At 37.5% G+C, this 20,083-nt stretch carries 16 protein-coding genes; 5 read left to right on the top strand and 11 right to left on the bottom strand.

Features of this window, described 5'->3' with window-relative positions; all coding sequences use genetic code 11:
- Positions 1–32: 32 nt before the first annotated feature.
- Positions 33–1,163: a class Ia ribonucleoside-diphosphate reductase subunit beta gene (nrdB, locus tag BMX01_RS01680; RefSeq protein WP_064083263.1), complete on the top strand. Its 1,131-nt coding sequence runs from the start codon at positions 33–35 to the stop codon at positions 1,161–1,163.
- 82 nt (positions 1,164–1,245) lie between these two features.
- Here nrdB and apbC read toward each other — a convergent pair whose 3' ends face one another.
- From apbC to BMX01_RS01660, 4 genes are all read right to left on the bottom strand, one after another.
- Positions 1,246–2,343, bottom strand: coding sequence for an iron-sulfur cluster carrier protein ApbC (gene apbC, locus BMX01_RS01675; RefSeq protein WP_064082782.1), 1,098 nt, complete (start codon positions 2,341–2,343; stop codon positions 1,246–1,248).
- A 3-nt stretch (positions 2,344–2,346) separates the two neighbouring features.
- Entirely contained in the window at positions 2,347–3,870 is a 1,524-nt protein-coding gene (locus BMX01_RS01670) for a peptide ABC transporter substrate-binding protein (protein ID WP_074647639.1), read from the bottom strand.
- 9 nt (positions 3,871–3,879) lie between these two features.
- Complete coding sequence (locus tag BMX01_RS01665) at positions 3,880–4,527, bottom strand: YchE family NAAT transporter (protein WP_010945521.1); 648 nt, start codon at positions 4,525–4,527, stop codon at positions 3,880–3,882.
- A 119-nt stretch (positions 4,528–4,646) separates the two neighbouring features.
- Positions 4,647–6,512, bottom strand: coding sequence for a SurA N-terminal domain-containing protein (locus BMX01_RS01660; protein ID WP_064082780.1), 1,866 nt, complete (start codon positions 6,510–6,512; stop codon positions 4,647–4,649).
- 208 nt (positions 6,513–6,720) lie between these two features.
- Here BMX01_RS01660 and rpsO point away from each other — a divergent pair, with 208 nt between their 5' ends.
- The gene (gene rpsO / locus BMX01_RS01655) at positions 6,721–6,990 is read left to right on the top strand and encodes a 30S ribosomal protein S15 (protein ID WP_064082779.1); all 270 of its coding nucleotides are present in this window, start codon (positions 6,721–6,723) and stop codon (positions 6,988–6,990) included.
- 114 nt (positions 6,991–7,104) lie between these two features.
- Here rpsO and BMX01_RS01650 read toward each other — a convergent pair whose 3' ends face one another.
- The 7 genes from BMX01_RS01650 to BMX01_RS01620 all read right to left on the bottom strand — a co-directional run bounded on the left by BMX01_RS01650 (position 7,105) and on the right by BMX01_RS01620 (position 17,021).
- The gene (locus BMX01_RS01650) at positions 7,105–8,346 is read right to left on the bottom strand and encodes a heme biosynthesis protein HemY (RefSeq protein ID WP_064082778.1); all 1,242 of its coding nucleotides are present in this window, start codon (positions 8,344–8,346) and stop codon (positions 7,105–7,107) included.
- 9 nt (positions 8,347–8,355) lie between these two features.
- Positions 8,356–9,750, bottom strand: a complete 1,395-nt coding sequence (locus BMX01_RS01645) for a uroporphyrinogen-III C-methyltransferase (RefSeq protein ID WP_064082777.1) — start codon at positions 9,748–9,750, stop codon at positions 8,356–8,358.
- 9 nt (positions 9,751–9,759) lie between these two features.
- Positions 9,760–10,533: a uroporphyrinogen-III synthase gene (locus BMX01_RS01640; RefSeq protein ID WP_126497620.1), complete on the bottom strand. Its 774-nt coding sequence runs from the start codon at positions 10,531–10,533 to the stop codon at positions 9,760–9,762.
- 282 nt (positions 10,534–10,815) lie between these two features.
- Positions 10,816–11,580, bottom strand: coding sequence for a tRNA cyclic N6-threonylcarbamoyladenosine(37) synthase TcdA (gene tcdA, locus BMX01_RS01635; protein ID WP_064082775.1), 765 nt, complete (start codon positions 11,578–11,580; stop codon positions 10,816–10,818).
- 40 nt (positions 11,581–11,620) lie between these two features.
- On the bottom strand, positions 11,621–13,558 hold the full coding sequence (locus BMX01_RS01630) for an ABC transporter ATP-binding protein (RefSeq protein WP_064082774.1): 1,938 nt from the start codon (positions 13,556–13,558) through the stop codon (positions 11,621–11,623).
- A gap of 266 nt (positions 13,559–13,824) precedes the next feature.
- The gene (gyrA, locus tag BMX01_RS01625; protein ID WP_064082773.1) at positions 13,825–16,527 is read right to left on the bottom strand and encodes a DNA topoisomerase (ATP-hydrolyzing) subunit A; all 2,703 of its coding nucleotides are present in this window, start codon (positions 16,525–16,527) and stop codon (positions 13,825–13,827) included.
- 113 nt (positions 16,528–16,640) lie between these two features.
- Entirely contained in the window at positions 16,641–17,021 is a 381-nt protein-coding gene (locus tag BMX01_RS01620) for a pyrimidine dimer DNA glycosylase/endonuclease V (protein ID WP_010945533.1), read from the bottom strand.
- A gap of 63 nt (positions 17,022–17,084) precedes the next feature.
- On the opposite strand from BMX01_RS01620, the gene ubiG reads away from it, so the two are divergent.
- The 3 genes from ubiG (at position 17,085) to secD (ending at position 20,074) form a co-directional block, all read left to right on the top strand.
- A complete protein-coding gene (gene ubiG / locus BMX01_RS01615; RefSeq protein ID WP_064082772.1) occupies positions 17,085–17,795 on the top strand; it encodes a bifunctional 2-polyprenyl-6-hydroxyphenol methylase/3-demethylubiquinol 3-O-methyltransferase UbiG in 711 nt (236 codons plus the stop codon).
- 113 nt (positions 17,796–17,908) lie between these two features.
- Complete coding sequence (gene yajC, locus BMX01_RS01610) at positions 17,909–18,205, top strand: preprotein translocase subunit YajC (RefSeq protein WP_064082771.1); 297 nt, start codon at positions 17,909–17,911, stop codon at positions 18,203–18,205.
- 24 nt (positions 18,206–18,229) lie between these two features.
- Positions 18,230–20,074 (top strand): protein translocase subunit SecD, encoded by a 1,845-nt coding sequence (gene secD, locus BMX01_RS01605; RefSeq protein ID WP_074647637.1) that lies wholly within the window; start codon positions 18,230–18,232, stop codon positions 20,072–20,074.
- Positions 20,075–20,083: the final 9 nt, after the last annotated feature.

Here is a 20,083-nt window from a genome sequence, read left to right as displayed (position 1 = left end):
GATATGCTTAAAATAGAATAGGATAATGAGCAATGGCTTATACCACTTTCTCGCAAAATAAAAATGATCAATTAAAAGAACCTATGTTCTTTGGTCAAAACGTGAATGTTGCTCGTTATGATCAACAAAAATATGAATTATTTGAAAAATTAATTGAAAAACAACTTTCATTTTTCTGGCGTCCTGAAGAAGTTGATGTATCTCAAGATCGCATTGACTATCAAGCATTGCCTGAACATGAAAAACATATTTTTATTAGTAATTTAAAATACCAAACGCTATTAGATTCTATTCAAGGCCGAAGCCCCAATGTCGCTTTTTTGCCGCTTGTTTCTATTCCAGAATTAGAAACATGGATTGAAACTTGGACGTTTTCTGAGACTATTCACTCACGTTCTTATACTCATATTATTCGTAATATTGTTAATGATCCTTCCATTGTATTTGATGATATTGTCACCAATGAAGAAATCATTAAGCGTGCTAGGGATATCTCTTGTTATTATGATGATTTAATTCGTGATTCACAACTTTATACTCTTTATGGTGAAGGTACTTATCAAGTTGATGGTAAAGCGTGTGCAGTTACATTACGTAATTTAAAACGCCAACTTTATCTCTGTTTAATGAGCGTCAACGTATTAGAAGCGATTCGTTTTTACGTATCATTTGCCTGTTCATTTGCCTTTGCTGAGCGCCAATTAATGGAAGGCAATGCAAAAATTATTAAATTCATCGCACGCGATGAATATCTACACCTAACAGGTACTCAGCAAATGTTAAATATTATTGCATCAGGTCAAGATGATCCTGAGATGGCAGAAATTGCGGTTGAATGCCAGCAAGAGGCTTATGATTTATTTGTTGCTGCTGCTGAACAAGAAAAAGAGTGGGCAGAATATCTGTTTAAAGATGGTTCAATGATTGGTTTAAATAAAGAAATTTTAGTTAAATATGTCGAATATATTACCAATATTCGTATGCAATCGGTCGGATTACCCTTGCCTTTCGCCACCCAGTCGAACCCTATCCCTTGGATTAACGCATGGTTAGTCTCTGATAATGTACAAGTCGCTCCACAAGAAGTAGAGGTAAGCTCTTATTTAGTTGGACAAATTGATTCAAAAGTTGACAGCAATGACTTTGATAATTTCGAACTTTAATCATTCAAGCCACTTAAAATAAGCGGTCGTTTTTTTACTGAAAACGACCGCTTATCGCAATAATGCATAAAAACCATTCAAATTATTTCACTTCCCGAATCATAATTTCAGACGGAATGACCGCCCCCTGCCAATAAAGTTCTGCCGCTACTTTGGCCGCCAATGCTAAATAGGCTTGACTAATTTCGTGTGTTGGATCCGCAACCACGGTTGGAGTTCCTGCATCTAAATCTTGCCGTAAACGAATATGTAATGGTAACTGCCCCAACAGTTGTGTATTATATTTTTCAGCGACTTTACTTGCCCCGCCGGTACCAAAAATAGCTTCTTGATGGCCACAATTTTGGCAAATATGCACGCTCATATTTTCTATTACGCCAAGCACAGGCACAGCGACTTTTTGGAACATCGCAATACCTTTTATGGCATCTAGCAATGCAATATCTTGTGGTGTAGTAACAACTACTGCACCCGTCACTGGAATTTGTTGCGACAAGGTCAATTGAATATCCCCGGTGCCAGGTGGCATATCAATAACCAAATAATCTAAATCCGTCCACCAGGTTTCATTTAATAGTTGACTTAATGCGCTACTCGCCATTGGGCCTCGCCAAATCGTTGCATTATCTTCCGCCATTAGATAACCTATGGAATTAGATTGAATACCATACGCCTCAATTGGCGTAATATGCCGATTATCTGGTGAAGTAGGTCGCTGATCTTGCGCGCCCAACATATGTGGAATTGAAGGCCCGTAAATATCCGCATCAAGAATGCCGACCTTAGCGCCTTGTGCTTGCAAAGCTAATGTAAGATTGATCGAAGTAGTTGATTTACCAACGCCGCCTTTGCCTGAAGTTACCGCAATAATATTTTTAACACCATTAACCGCAGGATGATTATTTGCCCGTTTAAGTGTAGCAATTTGGTAATTTAATACCCATTTAACACCGCTTGCACCTGTAATTTGTTTAAGTTGTTGTTCTACTTCCGCTTGCAATGCTTCAAAACCTATTTGCCAAACAAAAGGCATACTTAATTCAATCCTTAAAATCCCGCCAGCTAGTTCCGCTTTCTTAAAGGCATTTAAGCTAATTAAATCTTTTTTTAGTGTTGAATGGGTAAAATTTTGCAACACCAATGTGATGTCATTTAATTGCTGTCCGTTTAGTTGATTCATCAATTAATCCTTTGGTTTTATTCGATATAAGTGTTTGCTATAAATAACTTCGCTATTATTATTTAAATCAATGCCTAAGACTGTCGGGTCAATTGCCACTCTACGATAATATTGGAACATAGGTAAAATGGCAATATCATTGTCTATTTGTTCAACAACCTTCTCAATCAGTTGCTGACGTTGTTGCTCAGATAAATTATCAAGTTGCAATTTTTCTAAACTTTGATCAACCACTACATTATGGTAGTTTGTTTTATTATCTGGGCTTTGTGAATGAAAATGCTCAATAAATTGCAAGGCCTCAGGATAATCCGCACACCAACCAGCACGACTCATTTGGAAATCTTTGAGATTACGGCGATGTAATAGATCGTCCCACGTAACGCCTACTGGTGACACTTGAATCAGATCTGACTGACTTAATGCACGAATAACTTGATCTGCAATAACACTATGTTTGCTTTGTTCATCATAAAGTAAATTTATCTTCAATGGATTATGTTCACTAATATCTGCCTGTTGCAATAATTGCTCAATTAAAATTGGCTGCCACGGTGTGGCTCTTGTGGTTCGCATACTTTTAGGTAAGACAGAAAAACTCGCAATGCCATATTTTTGTGGCACTCGAGCAGATAACACCATTGATTTAATAACTTGCCGTATTTCTTTTTTCTTCAATTGCAAATCAGCAAAATTAAATTCATAGAAATAGGTACACAAACGTGGAAATTGCCAAATATTATGTTCTTGACTGACTAACGGATTTTCAATGATATCAAATTGTCTAATCGCCTGTAGCTCATTAATTTTATGGTATTCTACTTCGGTAAAAGGCAACGTTTTTTCAACCGCTTTTAAGCTAATTTTAATATCAGTAAAATGATCTAACCGATAAGCGCCATTGCTAATAAAGTGTTCAGCCGTCGGAACTTGCCCATGGTAAGTCGGTAATAAAGCAATGTGAGCCAACATTTTAACCAGCTGCGAATTTGCTTTTTCCAAGCGAATCAGTAAAGTATGATCATCTAGTGCGATTACACCTAAATCTTCGACCGCTTTATCGCCACGTAAAATATCTTTCGCATTTTCCACTCCCATATAAACGAGGTAATTAGCTAACGGAAAAGCATTACGAGGATTGATCAAACGTTGCCAACTCGCTACAAAATCTTCAGCGGTAACCGCTTGACCATTAGACCATTTCGCCTTTTTATCTAAAACAAATTGCCATTGTTGATTATTCTCAGTCCGCCATTCCTGTGCCACTCCGGCAACAATCTCGCCTTTCTGATTAAATCCCATTAACCCCACTAAGAGATCCCGAATTGGCGCCGATTGTTCATGTGTAGTAATAAAATGTGGATCAAATACCATTTCATATAAATAAAATGCCCGCTTTAAGGTCATATTTGAATTTAGCGATGATGATCTTCGATCTTTATGTTGATCACAACCCGATAAGATGAGTAGCATCGCACTTAATAGAATCACACAAAAATGCCCAAAAACATCTCTAAAAGATTGCATACACACTTCCTATTTAACTAAGCCAGGAAATAGATTTCCTAATCCCGTTACAATAATTTCAATACCTAATGCCATTAGAATTAACCCCATAATACGCGTCACTACATTAGAGCCTGTTTTACCGAGTTTTTTCACCAATGGCGCTGAAAAACGAAAAAGCAAATAACACACTAATGCAAAAAGCAGAATCGCAAGGCTAAAGCCAACATAATCTACTACATTATTATAACGAGTTCCCCACACGATAGTTGAACCAATTGCCCCCGGCCCCGCCATAATCGGCATCGCTAATGGCACAACTGCAATATTCTCATATTCACTGACATCAGCATTTTTTTCTTCTTTATTTTGTTTATGCTCACCCAGTTTGCCACTAATCATCGTCATCGCAATGCTTGCGATCAAAAAGCCACCCGCTACACGAAAAGAGTCTAATGAAATGCTAAATGTATCTAAAATTAATTTACCAAAAAACAAACTGACTAATAAAATAATGCCGATTGAAGAGGCGGCTATTAAACTAGTATGATTACGCTCAGTTTCATACTGATTAGCCGTCATCGTGAAAAAAATGGGTAAGGATCCAAATGGATTGACGATCGCAAACAATCCAATAAAGAATTGAAGATAAATGGCAAAATTAACAAGAATGTCCACATAAACCTACTTTTTATCTAAAACGATTGTTACATTATAGCGAGTAACCGTTATGCTGACAAAACAAAAACGCCCAACAAAAAAGTTTAGGCGTTATTTTAATCACTATTTAATACAATTTATTTAAGTTGCTCAATAAAGTTTTGATTCACATCAACTGATGCTCTAGATCGTAGATCTTTTAGTAAGTCATTGCGTAATAATGTCTGATCTAGTTGTTTTAATTGACGCGCCAGTGGAGCAAATTCTTCTTGTTTACCATCGATCACTTTCTCTAAGCTCACAATCACAACATCTCCTTGCTGATTATGTGTCACTTGATAAGTCGGTTTATCTGTCGGTTTTTGCATCGCAAAGACTGTTTTAAATAAGATTGGATTATCCGCTCTAGCTTTAGCATACACTAAGGTTTCTGCTTCGTTAAAATCAACATTAACTGCGTTCCCTTCATTTAAAGCTTTTACATTTTCTTCTGCTTTAGCTAATAATAGCTGTTCTGCTTTTTGATGTTTAACTATTTGTTCTATATCGGCTTTAGCTTCATCAAATGTTCTTACACGTTCTGGATAAAAATCTCTGACGCGTACAAACATCGTTTTAGGCTCGCCTTCATTACCTACATCAAGCGCATCAGAATTCTGACCTGATTGACGCAACTCACCATTAAATAACGCTTTAATCACTTTTTCATTATTTAAATCCGCCGGAATATGTTCACGGTTAAATTGTGTTGATGTTTGTACATTAACACCTGCTATTTGTGCCACCTCTGCTAATGAACTACTATTATCAAAGGCTTTATTTGCCATTTCATGACTAATATTAGAATATTCAGTCAACAATAATTCATCACGAATAATTTTCACAATCTTATCTTTAACCATTTCAAACGGTAAAACCACATCTTCTTTACGATCTAAAACTTTAATAATGTGATAATTATTATCTACTTTAACAGGTTCACTCACCTCATTAACCGCTAAAGCATTAGCCGTTTGTTCAAAAGTTTCGGGGAAAATGCCCGCTTTTGTCCAACCTAAATCTCCACCTTGTTGCGCAGATAAAGAATCAGTTGATGTATCAGTGGCTAACATAGCAAAATCTGTTCCTTGTTTAAGCGCTTCTGCAACTTGCTTAGCCTTTTCTTCATTTGCTAGTTGAATATGCGCTAAATGGGTTTCGCCTTTAGTAACAAAATCTGCTTTATTTTTTTCATAATAAGTTGCAACTTGTTCATCTGTTACCTGAATGTTTTTTTCGATATCTTTCAGCATAAAAGTCACATATTCAACGACTAATTGTTCTGGCTCAACTAAATCTGTTTTCTTAGCGTCGTAGTATTTTTGCAATTCCTCAACCGAAGCGGTTTGATTTGCTATTTCTTTTGCAATTGGATAAGTGGCTAAGCGAACTTGGCGTTGTTGTAATAATAATTTAGCAAGTAACGCTTCTGTTACTGGCACACTAAAATCACTCTCCACAATACCTTTTTGAATTTGTGATAATAACATTCCCTCATTCACTATTGCCGCATAGCCATCAGCAGTTAGGCCATTGTTACGTAACGCATGTTGATAAAGTTCATTATTAAATTTGCCATCTTGTTGGAATATTTGGCTATTGACAATTTGGGATTTGATCTGATTAGCACTAATACCTAATTTTAGATCTTTTGCATATTGACGCATTAATTCATCATTGACTAAACCGTCTAATACCGATTGATTAAATTGCTTAGCATATTCTGGCGTATCTAATAAATCCCAAAAACGTTCACCTAATTGAGCATTTAACACATTCTGCTGACGTGCTTTTGCCGTATTAAACGCGTGTTGATCAATGGTTGTACCATTTACTTTGACCGCCGACGTATCTGCACCGACCAATCCCGTTCCAATCCCTGTCAGCACAAATGATAAAGAAACTAACGCAAAAATAACTTTAAAAGCAACACTATTAGTTCGCTCATGCATTTTTTCAATCATTAATTAATCCCTAATGTATCTATTTATTACAAAAAATTAAGTTGATTATACTGTAAACTCACTAATTCTCAAATCTGAAATTTATCGCATTTTTACAAAATTTTATTGAAATTTTACCGCTTTATCTTTAGAATTTGACCTCCTTGTCATAGCTGAGTTAGAGATCGGCTATTGATGTATTATCAACCCTGAAAAAAAGGATATAAATATGTCTCTAAGCGTAGAAGCAAAAGCAAAGATCGTGGCTGAATTTGGCCGTGATGCAAAAGATACTGGTTCATCAGAAGTACAAATTGCATTATTAACCGCACAAATCAATCACTTACAAACGCATTTTGCGACACACAAAAAAGATCACCATGGTCGCCGTGGTTTATTACGTATGGTTTCACGTCGTCGTAAATTATTAGACTACTTAAAACGTACTGATCTTGCTAAATATTCAGAAACTATCGCACGTTTAGGCTTACGTCGCTAATTTCAGAATACGAAAAACCGGGCAAATTGCTCGGTTTTTTTGTATCCGCCTTATTGAGAAGTAAAAAAGCCACTTATGGTGATAAGTGGCTTTTAACACGCTTTCCGCGAAAAGTTATGTCGTTTTATCTGTTACATTGACTAGTGGCTTATTATATTGTTCTATACTCACTTCTTTCAAATTAAGCGTACGGATTTTAGCAATTAATGCCGTATCATTGGTTTGTTCAGCAACATGTAATGCCATAATCCGATCATTCGCCGTACATTCTTGATGCTCAAGTAACATAACGAAATAGCTTCTTGCCTCATCAAACAAACTAAGTCTTGCGTAGATATAGCCTAATGCTCTTGCATAATCATCACGATAGCATTCTTCTGCTTTATCTGCCCGCTTAATTAATGTTTTAACTAATTTGCTATCTTCTGCAACTTGAATACGGGTCAATTGTTTTAACAATGACAATAGTTGTTTATCTTCATATTTTTTAAAGGTTTCTAATGCAATTTGTTCCGCCGATTCATGATCTTCAGTATCAATTAAACGCTGAATAAGGCCGGTACGCACATAAATATATTTACGGATACGGCTTGGTTGATTTTCCCACCAAGTAAGTAAGCCATCTTGACCTTCTTCATTCATTTTCTCATCTAATAGCCCATCATTCACGAAATGCTCTAATGCAATATATTCTTCGGTTGATAAGAAGCTATTCTGTCCAACATTTTCTAATACAGCATCTAACGCATTGAAGGCTTTTGACTGTTTATAAATATCAATTGCTAAACGTAACACTTCTGTATTGCGTGGTGCTAATTCAATTAAGCTATCAATTGCACTGCGCGCGGCGGGTAATTTATTTTGTTGTACTAAAATTTTTGCTCGAGTTAATTCAACCACCACACTATTGGGTGATAATTGACTAGCTTCAATCAAATATTTATTTGCATTAAATTCATCACCACGTTGCTGTGCTGCTTCTGCCGCTTTAATTAAATTTAAAATTGGTGAGCCCGCGTGTTTAGCATTTTTGCTAAACAATTTTTCTGCTTTAGAATAATCCCCCTCACGGAATTTCATTAAGCCTTCCAAGGTTTCTTGTTGGGCTTGTTTTTGTTTACGATGAAAGAACCAACTATATGAGCCTTTACTTAAACGAAAAAAACGAATGATGGTCCATTCAATAATATAAACCATTGACATAGCCATAATAAAGAATACGACCAACATTACTAAACTCATTTCAATTACTTTCGAATCAGTTTCAATTCGAACATAACCTTGACTTCCAGCAAGATATGGGCCTGCGACTAAACCTGCAAGCAATAACAGCATTAAAAACAGCACTCTAAACATAACTTTCTCCTATTGAGCCGTTTGCTCGGCTGATTCAGATGATGGATAAGCCTCTGATTCTACGTCCATTTCAACTGCTGAATGATTTGCTTCGGTTGATTCATTCTCAGCGATAGCTTCTGCATTTGCTTCACCTTTTTTAACTTCACTGTCTGTCGGCTCAGGCAACGCTTTTTCAGCTTTTATTTCAATTTTATCGATCGCTTTTGGGGTTTTATTCAGTAATTGTTCAAGTAAAACTAAACTTCCTAAGCGGTTTGGCGCATCAATATAAACAGATTGTTCAGCTAAATCATCTAATTCTTTTAAGAAGTTTTTCACATTCTCATTATGCGTATCAAAATAGCTACGAATCCAAGTGCTAACAGCATCAATCGACTGTTTATATAATTCATTTTGCTGACGTGGCACGGCTAAAATAGCAATTTGTAACCGTAAGCGGATATTTTCGCGTAAATAAATTTCTTGATTCGGTGCAATAAATACTTTGGCATCTGCTTTGTTACGATCCGTGACACGAATAAAATGGTCTAAGAATGAACTTGCACTCTTTTCAAGATTTTGTTGCCAATCATTAATCGAATCACTCACTTTGCTATTGGTAATCGGATCATCTTCTGTAGGCCCACTAGACAGCATCGGTAAATCATCTAAACTATTTGCTAATGTCGTTAGTTGTTGCATCAAGCTATTTTGATCCACTACATTCATACTGGCTAGTAGCTCCCAGTCATTTCTAATCGCTTCTCGTATGTCTGCTACTTTGTCATTTGGCACTTGTGCTAATACGGTATCTGCCTCTAGTAATAATTTTTTAGTGGTATCAATATCATTATCAAGCACCATTTTACGTAACGCATTATTAAGCAAAAAATCAGCGTCTGATAATTTCCAAATCACTGAATCAGATTGTGCAATACCACTTAATTTACTTAATTGTGCTTGTAAACTATCAATTTTGTTAGTGTAAGCCGCTTGTTCTTGTTCGAGTTGTTCAATTCGTTCCAATGATTTTTTATATATACTGGATAATTCATCTAGCTGTGCTTTTTCAACCTCAAAATTAGGTAATTCAAGCGGTATATTTTCGCGATCTTGTGTTGCTTTAGTGACAAATTGTGTTAGGTGATTCAACTTCTCATTCGTTAAATAATAGCTTACTCCACTGACTGCGATCGCAATTAATACGGCTAAAAAAGCAATGCCTTTACCGGTCGATTTTTTCTCACTCATCATTTTGGGTTTAGTTTGATCCACACTTATCTCCTCTTTCGCTAAATAATCGGTCGATTTAGCTAAATCTTTTTCAACTTCTTGCGAAGCATCTACCGCTTGTTGATCTGTTATAATGGCTTCCTCTGCCATTTGTTTATCGTGTTCAATCTGCTGTTTATCTTTTGGCATATACCCACCTTAATTAGCTTTATTGATAAATGTTAACATTATATTTAACAGAGTTTGATTATCCGTTTGTCCTGCAATAACCACGTGATCAGACTGCCATCCGAGTTTTTCAGCAATCTTTGCAATATTCTGACTGATAACAACTAAACGCGTTTTCACTAACCACTGACAGTCCTCTGCGGCTATTTGTTCATATAAAGTCAATAAAACATCTTCATTTTCAATCAAAATTGTATCAATTCCTGCCCGCTTAGCTAAGCTTAACTGTGCCGTCAGTTGTTCAATATGTTTATGATAATAACAGGCTAAATACTGAACTTGTTTAGCTTCCGCGAGCTGATTTTGAAATAAACCTCGTTGCTCTTCAGCACAAAGAATTAATACTTTTTTATCGGTTAACTGTGGCAATTTACCCAATTGCAATAACTGATTGCACTGTTCAGTATCAGGATAATGCACAGGCCGTGTTGTCTTGGCTGTCACATAAGCTGCAAGATATTTATCGGCGACAAAATAATTTAAATCTGCGCGATAAGCAAAGCCGGTATCCGCTAATGTCTGCCAAGCAAAATCAAAGGCTTCTTTTGATAAAATAATAACATTATCTCCCGCATTTAAACGAGACATTGCTGACGGCAAATCAAGTAAATCCGCGCTTAATTCAACATTGAATATTGGCTGATAAATAGCAAAAATACGGTGTTGTTGACACATTTCTACTAACTTTTGTGCCCGTGACGCCGGATAAGTAATTAATACATTCATATCATATTTTTTACACACTACTGCAATTGATGCCCTTCATTATGGTAATGTTTAACGATTTTTGCTAGCCCAATACCATACATCTAGCCCGCATATATTTCATAAAAATAATGCTATCCTATCACTAATTAGTCATTACTGCCAAAATTTATCATTAAACGTCTATACACTTCAACTGTCTGTTTTTTAAGATCAACGGCAAACGTATTACAGTCAATAGCTCAAACCACAAGCGGTCGATAAAAATGGCGATCAATCAAATGATCGCCATTTTTTAATCATGATTAAAAAATCAAGCTATTATCGATGCAATAATTTATCAATCACTCGACTAACCGCAAAAAAACCAAACGTCGCAGTCACCATCGTCACGGCACCAAAACCATTAGCACAATTCATACTCGCAGACACTTGGCACCCCTCTTCCATTTGAGGGAAAATTAATGGTTGACTAGAAAACACACAATCAATACCAAATTTTCGTTTCGGATTCTGACTAAAATGATATTGCTTACGTAATAACGATCGCACTTTTGACGCTAATGGGTCTTGAATTGTCCTACTTAAATCAGCGATTTGAATCTGACTAGGATCCGTTTGCCCGCCTGCACCACCGATGGTAATTAATTTAATTTTATACCGCTTACAATAAACAATTAACGCCGCCTTAGTCTTGACTGAATCAATCGCATCAATCACATAATCATAAGATCGATTTAAATAATCTGGGATATTTTCTGGCGTAATAAAATCATCAATAATATCTACCACACATTCTGGATTTATGCCCAACACACGTTGTTTCATTGCCTCTGTTTTCAGCTGGGCCACTGTACCCGTCATAGCATGAATTTGACGATTGATATTGGTTACACAAATATCGTCCATATCGATCATCGTAATGTTACCGATGCCCGAACGCGCTAACGCTTCCACGACCCAAGATCCCACGCCACCAATACCAATTACACAAATATGTGCACGGCGCAATACAGCCAAGCCCTCTACCATATATAACCGCCCAATGCCACCAAACCGCCGTTCATAATTATCTATTCGTTCCATCTATTCTCATTACTTACAAATTTTTAAACAAATTAGCCCGCTAGCCATTGCCATTCTTGATATTTTCTAACTGCTCCCAGCGTTCAAATGCTATCTCTAAAGCATTTTCAGCTTCTGCCAGCTTCTGCAATTGTGTTTGGGTATATTGTTGATCATGACTAAAGAAATCTGCACTATTTACTTCCATTTGCAAAACGCTAATCTCATTCTCTAGCGCTTCCATTTTAGCGGGTAAATCATCAAGTTCTCGCTGTTCTTTATAAGAAAGTTTCACTTTCTTATCCGTTTTTTTTGTTTGCACCGCTACTTTTGCTAAATCAGCGGGCAAATTTTCAACCGTTTCCGCCCGCTTAACTGCCATTTTTTCCTGCATTACCTGAGAATTTATTTGCTGTTGTTTAGCATCAAAATAACCACCAATATACTTATTCAACACACCATCGCCTTCAAAGAAAATACATTCTTCGACAGTATTATCAATAAATTGACGATCATGGCTAACAATTAACAAAGAGCCTTGATAATCAGCCAACAACTCTTCCAACAATTCTAACGTTTCTACATCTAAATCATTGGTTGGCTCATCTAGAATCAGTAAATTATTTGGCTTAAGTAACAATTTAGCTAACAATAAACGGTTACGTTCACCACCCGATAATGCTTTTACCGGAGTCATTGCACGCTTAGGGGGAAATAAGAAATCTTGTAAATAGCCTAAAACATGACGTTTTACACCATTTACTTCAATATCCTGTTTACCGTCCGCTACATTATCCATAACCGTTTTTTCCAGATCTAACTCGGCTCGATACTGATCAAAATAAGCCACTTCTAATTTAGTACCACACCGAATCGACCCGCTAGTTGGCTGTAATTGCCCAAGTAACAATTTAATTAACGTCGTTTTACCACAACCATTAGCTCCAACTAAGGCAATTTTATCGCCTCGTTGAATCGTCGCAGAAAAATTATTCAGCAACGTTTTACCTTCAATCTCATAGCTAGCATTTTCAATTTCAAACACAATTTTACCCGAACGAGCGGTCGTATCTAATTGGATTTTTGCCGAACCTTGTAATTCACGCCGATTTCGCCGTTCTTCACGTAATTTCTTCAAGGCTCTGACCCGTCCTTCATTCCGCGTTCGGCGTGCTTTAATGCCTTGACGAATCCAAACCTCTTCTTGTGCTAATTTTTTATCAAACAACTCATTTTGTAAGGCTTCTACCCGTAAATCTTCCGCTTTAGTCGTCAAATACAGATCATAATTGCCCGGATAAGAAATTAATTTACCGCGATCCAAATCCACAATCCGCGTGGCCATCTTACGAATGAACGAACGATCGTGCGAAATAAAAATGATCGATCCTTTGAAATTAAGCAATAACGCTTCCAACCACGTAATCGCCTCCACATCTAAATGGTTGGTCAGCTCATCTAATAACAGAATATCAGGATCAGCCGCCAACGCACGGGCTAAAGCAGCTCGACGCACCCAACCGCCCGATAACTCACATAATTTTTTATCTGGATCAAGCTCAAGTAATTTAAGCGTGTCTTGAATCCGACTCTCAAATTGCCAACCATTATTATGTTCTAACTGTATTTGTACTGCTGATAATTTCGCCAACAACTCATCGCTATACTCTGTCAACATCTGTTGTGAAATATAATGATATTCCTTCAATAATTGACTCAAATGCGCAATCCCCTCTGCCACATAATTAAATACCGTTTCTTGGATATGACGAGGCGGATCTTGCTCAAGGCGAGTAACCACAATATCTTTTTCTAAAATCAAGCGACCATCATCAAGCTGTATTTCACCTGCTAAAACTTTCATCAGCGTCGATTTACCTGCGCCATTACGCCCAACTAAACAGACGCGTTCACCTGCTTCAATATGCAACTCACAATGATCCAATAAAGGATAATCACCAAAGCCTAAATAGGCGTTAGATAAATTCAATAATGCCATTTTATAAACCTAATTATCTAAATATTTCCACCGATACCTTTAAATTTCTCAATAAAGGCATTTACTTATTGCGAACATTACCTTAAAGATTAAAGCCTTTCTCCATCGTGTTTAAGTGGTGTGTTTTTTGTTTGAAAGTCAAAATATATTGTGTAATGTCTTTAATACATTCGAATGGGAATATTGCTTCTTTCATTTTAAAAGCGGTCGATTTTTCTGAAAATTTGCTTAATATTCTGAAAAAACGACCGCTTATTTGTTTTATGTTATGCTTCAGTTGAAGTTTCTATTACTTCGGTGTCGCGCTGTAGTTCGTTACTTTCATCCTCTTCGGGTTCGCAAAGGCGTTCAAGGCTAACAACTTTTTCATCTTCGGCGGTACGGATAATCCGTACACCTTGTGTGTTTCGACCCACTAAACTGACTTCGGCAACGCGTGTTCGAACTAAGGTGCCCGCATCAGTAATCAACATAATTTGATCTAATTCATCTACTTGTACGGCAGCAACTACTTTACCGTTACGTTCATTCACTTTAATTGATAAAACACCTTTAGTTGCACGGGATTTGATTGGGTATTCGGTTAAGACGGTGCGTTTACCATAGCCGTTTTCTGTTACAGTTAGAATATCGCCACTAGTTGCTATATCTGCTCGTGGGATGACCAATGATACTACGCGATCGGTGTTTAGATTGACGGCGGTATTATCTTCTGTTTCTTCCTGCTCAATTTCAATAATTTCAGTATCTTCTATATCATCGGCAAGTATGTCGCTTGTGGCAAGCTTAATACCGCGAACGCCTGTTGCGGTTCTGCCCATTGAGCGAACTGCTTTTTCTGCAAAGCGTACTACCCGACCTTGCGCAGAGAACAACATAATTTCACTGCCGCCATCAGTAATATCTACGCCGATTAATTCATCTCCTTCGCGAAGTTTTAACGCGATTAGACCGCTTGAGCGTATATGACTAAATGCATCTAAACAGACTTTCTTGACGATACCACTTGCGGTTGCCATAAAAATAAATCTATCTGTTGAAAATTCGCCTTTTGGAATAGGTAAGATGGCAGTAATTCGTTCATTTTCTTCTTTAACAAGCGGTAGAATATTGACAATTGGTGTGCCTCTTGCTCCTCGACTGGCTTGTGGTAGTTGGTAAACTTTTAATTGGTATAAGCGACCACGGCTTGAGAAGCAAAGAATGGTGTCGTGCGTATTTGCTACTAGTAATTTTTCGATGAAATCATCTTCTTTCATTTTAGTTGCAGATTTACCTTTACCGCCTCGGCGTTGCGCTTCATAGTCAGATAGCGGTTGATATTTAACGTAGCCTGCGTGTGAGAGGGTTACGACTACATCTTCTTGTGCAATTAAGTCTTCTAAATTGATATCGCCTGAGGCAGCAGTGATTTCAGTGCGACGTTCATCACCAAATTCTGCTTTAACTTTTTCTAATTCTTCACGAATAACTTGCATTAAACGTTCAGCATTGTTTAAGATGTGTAATAATTCACCGATTTCCGTTAATAATTGTTTGTATTCATCAACAATTTTTTCGTGTTCTAAGCCGGTTAAGCGGTGTAAACGTAATTCTAAAATAGCGCGTGCTTGAGCTTCAGATAAATGATATTCGCCATTATGTACCCCTAATTCAACCGCTAAATCTTCCGGTCGAGAGGCGTCAACTCCCGCCGCTTCTAACATTGGAGCAACATTGCCTAATGACCAAGCGCGATCCAATAATGCTAAGCGGGCTTCTTCCGCAGTTTTTGACTGGCGGATCAATTCTATCACTGGATCTATATTAGCTAAGGCAATCGCGAGTCCTTCTAAAATATGCGCCCTTTCACGTGCTTTACGTAATTCAAAAATTGTACGGCGCGTCACTACTTCACGCCGATGTTTAACAAAGGCTTCAATAATTTGTTTGAGATTTAATACTTTTGGTTGACCATGATCTAATGCCACCATATTAATACCAAAAGTGACTTGCATTTGTGTCAATGAATATAAGTGATTTAAGACCACTTCACCGACGGCATCTCGTTTTATCTCAATCACAATTGAGATGCCTTTTTTATCAGAGTGATCTTGAATACTACTGATTCCGTCTATTTTTTTGTCTTTGACTAATTCAGCAATTTTTTCGATCAATTTGGCTTTATTCACTTGATATGGCAATTCAGTGACAATAATCTGTTCACGATTTTTTTCCGTTTTTTCGACTGTTGCTTTTGCGCGTACATAAACTTTACCTCGTCCTGTACGATAAGCATCTTCAATCCCTTTACTACCATTGATAATGGCTCCCGTTGGAAAGTCTGGGCCTGGGATAAATCGCATTAATTCTTCAATGCTAAGTTGATCATTTTCAATATAAGCAAGGCAACCGTCTAATACTTCATTTAGATTATGCGGTGGAATATTGGTTGCCATACCCACGGCAATACCAGAAGACCCATTAACCAATAACGTGGGAATTTTAGTGGGTAATACATCAGGAATCATTTCTTTGCCATCATAGTTTGGCGAGTAATCGACCGTTTCTTTGTCTAAATCAGTCAATAATTCCTGAGTAATTTTCTGCATACGAACTTCGGTATAACGCATTGCTGCCGGTGCATCACCGTCAATTGAACCAAAGTTACCTTGGCCGTCGACTAACATATAGCGGAGCGAGAAAGGCTGTGCCATGCGGACAATGGTGTCATAAACAGCAGAATCACCGTGCGGGTGATATTTACCGATTACATCACCAACCACGCGTGCTGATTTGACGTGCGGTTTGTTAAAGGTATTGCTGTTTCGATCCATTGAGAATAATACACGGCGGTGTACCGGTTTTAAGCCGTCACGCACATCTGGTAATGCACGGCCTACAATCACTGACATCGCATAGTCTAGATAAGACGTTTTTAATTCGTCTTCAATACTGACGGGAGTAATATCTTTGGCTAATTCGCTCATTGAAATTTCCTAATCACGTTTATAAAAAGAGACCTCTAGCCTTTTCAGCAAAATAGAGGAAAAAAATTTGTCGAAGTATAGCATAAAATCGAGTAAAAAGGGGGAATAAGCGGTCATTTTCTTTGTGTGAAACGTACTTTTGCTGGCATTCGTTCAGCAATTCTTGCTCGATTGATTTTTAAAGCATTTTCTGTAGGTTGGTAATCTAACCAAAGTGCAGGATCTTGTGGTAAATCTTCTGTCCAAAAGTATTGCACATTAAAACCTCGAGCCAAACATTCTTCGTGCAAAGCATCATAGCGTTGTTTTAAAAAGGCTAATTTATTAAAGAAGAAGCGGACGTGTCCTTCACCTAATTTGTAATCACTAGGCTGCCCCGCTAATTTAAATTTACCTTTAGCAATGGTATTGGGTATGCGTGTTAATTCTCTATGTTCAGCCAGTAAATGTTGATCACATAATTCAGCGGGTGGAACAAGATTAATTCTAGTCATCCGTAATTTTCCTTTTAAACTAAATGCGTTATAGTATAGGTAAATTCATTGAAGGAATAGATTATGCACAACGTTGATCAGCAAGAACTATCAAAATTTGAGCAGATGGCCCACTCTTGGTGGGATCCGAATGGCAGTTTTAAACCAATTCTTTTGCTAAATCCCTTACGTTTTAATTATATCCAAACAAAAGCAAATGGTTTATTTGGCAAAAAAGTGTTAGATGTTGGTTGTGGTGGCGGTATTTTAAGTGAAGCAATGGCACAGGCAGGTGCAATTGTCACAGGTATTGATATGACAACTGAGCCACTAGAAATTGCCAAACAACACGCAATTGAGAATGAGTTAACTATACATTATCAACAAACGACGGTTGAAGATTTACGCCTCAATCATACCGCTTGTAACGCAGAAAAATTTGATGTGGTGACTTGTATGGAAATGTTAGAACACGTACCCGATCCACTCTCCGTAATTCAAAGTTGTAAAGCGTTATTAAAGCCAGATGGTGTGCTGTTTTTATCTACGATCAATCGTACGCTAAAAGCTTATATGTTGGTGATTATTGGCGCAGAATACTTATTGAAAATGTTGCCCAAACGCACACATGAATTTGAAAAGTTTATTAAGCCTGCGGAATTATTAACCTGGTGTGATCAAGCCAGCCTAGAATGTAAGGAAATGAAAGGCTATCACTTTAACCCGTTAACTGAAAAATTTTGGTTAAATAATGACGTTAGCTGTAATTATATCGCGATGTTGAAAGCCAAATAGACGATCAAACTTTGCCAAAAATCCATCGATGTGCTATGTTAGGCTCTTCATATCCTCATTGATTTGGCCTTCTATTTTTTAAAACTATAATGTATTGATTTTAAGGAGATTTTATGCAACAAGGTAGCGGATTAGAAATGATTTTTATTTTGGCTATTTTTGGTTTAATTTTCTACTTTATGATTTATCGCCCACAGGCGAAACGCCAAAAACAACAACGCGATTTACTTGCTAGCTTAGCAAAAGGCGATGAAGTATTAACAAATGGCGGTTTAATCGGTCGTATTACTAAAGTAAGTTCTGACAGTGAAAATGTTGTGATTGCTTTAAACGATACAACTGAAGTTGTTATTTCACGCAACTATATCGTTGCTGTATTGCCGAAAGGTCAAATGAAAGCGCTTTCTTAATTTTCCTATTTTAGGGGATCTATTGTGTTAAACCGTTTCCCATTATGGAAGAATCTGATGATCATCTTTGTGATTATCATCGGTGGCTTATATGCTCTTCCAAACTTATATGGCGAAGACCCTTCTGTACAAATTTCAGGTACACGTGGTCAAGAAGCTTCGAGCGAAACGCTCGCGCATGTGCAAGAAACGTTGTCATCGATGAATATTACACCAAAGTCAGCCGTTCTTGAGAACGGCTCTATTTTGGTCCGCTTAACTAATGATGAACAACAACTACCTGCAAAAGAAAAAATTTCTGAAGTATTAGGTGATAAATTCTCCGTTGCATTAAACCTTGCTCCTGCTACGCCTGTTTGGCTAAGCGACATTGGCGGTAGCCCAATGAAACGAGGTTTAGATTTACGTGGTGGCGTTCGCTTCTTAATGGAAGTTGATATGAATACCGCATTAGTTAAGCAACAAGAAACCCTACAAGATAGTTTACGTACTGAATTACGCAAAGAAAAATTACAGTATAAAGCGATCAAAAAAGGGGATAATTTTACCACGCAGATTGAATTTGCTAACAATGATACTGCTGAAAAAGCGGCGCGTTTTATTAAACGTAATCACGCATATCTTGAAACCAAGTTTATTACCGCTTCTGAAGTTGCGTTTACCCCTTCAGAAGCAACTCTGGCTAAATCTCGTGATACTGCAATTGAACAAAACTTATCTATTTTACGCAAACGTGTTGAAGAATTAGGGGTTTCTGAACCAACTATTCAACGTCAAGGTGCTGATCGAATTGTGGTTGAATTGCCTGGTGTGCAAGATACTGCGCGTGCCAAAGAGTTATTAGGTGCAACTGCAACCCTTGAGTTTCGTTTAGTCAATGCTGAAGCAAATGTTGAATCTGCTACACGAGGTATTGTGCCTGCTGATTCTGAACTAAAACATACACGTGATGGACGTGCCGTTGTATTGCGCCGTAAACCTTCACTTGGTGGTGAACATATTGTCGATGCAACTTTTGGCAAAGATGAGCGTGGCTTACCACAAGTAAGTATTCATCTTGATGCAAAAGGCGGTAATATGATGGCAGATATTACCAAAAGTGCTGTTGGCAGACCGATGGCAACGCTGTATAGCGAGTTTAAAGATTCTGGTCGTAAAGATGCAAATGGCAAAGTTATTTTAGAAAAACATGAAGAAGTAATTAATGTAGCAACGATTAACTCACGTCTTGGTAGTCAATTCCAAATTACGGGTATTGACTCTACGGCAGAAGCACAAAATCTAGCAGTATTGTTACGTTCTGGCGCCTTGATTGCTCCGATTGTTATTGTTGAAGAGCGAACCATAGGGGCTTCTTTGGGTGCTGATAATGTAGCAAGAGGAATGGAAGCGGGTATATATGGCTTAATTTTAACCATTGTATTCTGTTTAATTTACTATAAAGTTTTTGGTATTTTTGCTACTGCAGCATTACTCGTAAATATGGTATTAACGATTGGCTTAATGTCATTAATTGGTGCAACCTTAACCATGCCAGGTATTGCCGGTATTATCCTCGCCGTAGGTATGTCAGTTGATGCCAACGTATTGATTTATGAGCGGATTAAAGAAGAGCTCCGCAATGGCCGTTCTATTCAACAAGCCATTAATGAAGGCTATAATGGCGCATTTACCTCAATTTTCGATTCTAACTTAACCACCATACTGACTTCTTTAGTGTTGTATTCTGTTGGTACAGGCCCGGTAAAAGGCTTTGCAATTACTCTAGCATTAGGTGTGATGATTTCAATGTTCACTGCAATTACTGGAACACGGATGTTAGTCAACTGGATATATGGCGGTAAACGTGTCAAAAAACTTTGGATTTAAGGCGGTATA

Origin of the sequence: [Haemophilus] ducreyi, assembly GCF_900109315.1 — a bacterium.
GTDB classification, from domain to species: Bacteria; Pseudomonadota; Gammaproteobacteria; order Enterobacterales; family Pasteurellaceae; genus Haemophilus_B; species Haemophilus_B ducreyi.
Note: the sequence above shows the minus strand (reverse complement) of the source record. Positions and strands in the feature narration are given on the sequence as shown.

What these genes read in the sequence shown, in the direction of transcription:
- nrdB (WP_064083263.1), top strand. Translation starts at nt 33, where the DNA reads ATGGCTTATACCACTTTCTCGCAAAATAAAAATGATCAATTAAAAGAA.
- apbC (WP_064082782.1), bottom strand. Translation starts at nt 2,343, where the DNA reads ATGAATCAACTAAACGGACAGCAATTAAATGACATCACATTGGTGTTG.
- BMX01_RS01670 (WP_074647639.1), bottom strand. Translation starts at nt 3,870, where the DNA reads ATGCAATCTTTTAGAGATGTTTTTGGGCATTTTTGTGTGATTCTATTA.
- BMX01_RS01660 (WP_064082780.1), bottom strand. Translation starts at nt 6,512, where the DNA reads ATGATTGAAAAAATGCATGAGCGAACTAATAGTGTTGCTTTTAAAGTT.
- rpsO (WP_064082779.1), top strand. Translation starts at nt 6,721, where the DNA reads ATGTCTCTAAGCGTAGAAGCAAAAGCAAAGATCGTGGCTGAATTTGGC.
- BMX01_RS01650 (WP_064082778.1), bottom strand. Translation starts at nt 8,346, where the DNA reads ATGTTTAGAGTGCTGTTTTTAATGCTGTTATTGCTTGCAGGTTTAGTC.
- BMX01_RS01645 (WP_064082777.1), bottom strand. Translation starts at nt 9,750, where the DNA reads ATGCCAAAAGATAAACAGCAGATTGAACACGATAAACAAATGGCAGAG.
- tcdA (WP_064082775.1), bottom strand. Translation starts at nt 11,580, where the DNA reads ATGGAACGAATAGATAATTATGAACGGCGGTTTGGTGGCATTGGGCGG.
- BMX01_RS01630 (WP_064082774.1), bottom strand. Translation starts at nt 13,558, where the DNA reads ATGGCATTATTGAATTTATCTAACGCCTATTTAGGCTTTGGTGATTAT.
- gyrA (WP_064082773.1), bottom strand. Translation starts at nt 16,527, where the DNA reads ATGAGCGAATTAGCCAAAGATATTACTCCCGTCAGTATTGAAGACGAA.
- BMX01_RS01620 (WP_010945533.1), bottom strand. Translation starts at nt 17,021, where the DNA reads ATGACTAGAATTAATCTTGTTCCACCCGCTGAATTATGTGATCAACAT.
- ubiG (WP_064082772.1), top strand. Translation starts at nt 17,085, where the DNA reads ATGCACAACGTTGATCAGCAAGAACTATCAAAATTTGAGCAGATGGCC.
- yajC (WP_064082771.1), top strand. Translation starts at nt 17,909, where the DNA reads ATGCAACAAGGTAGCGGATTAGAAATGATTTTTATTTTGGCTATTTTT.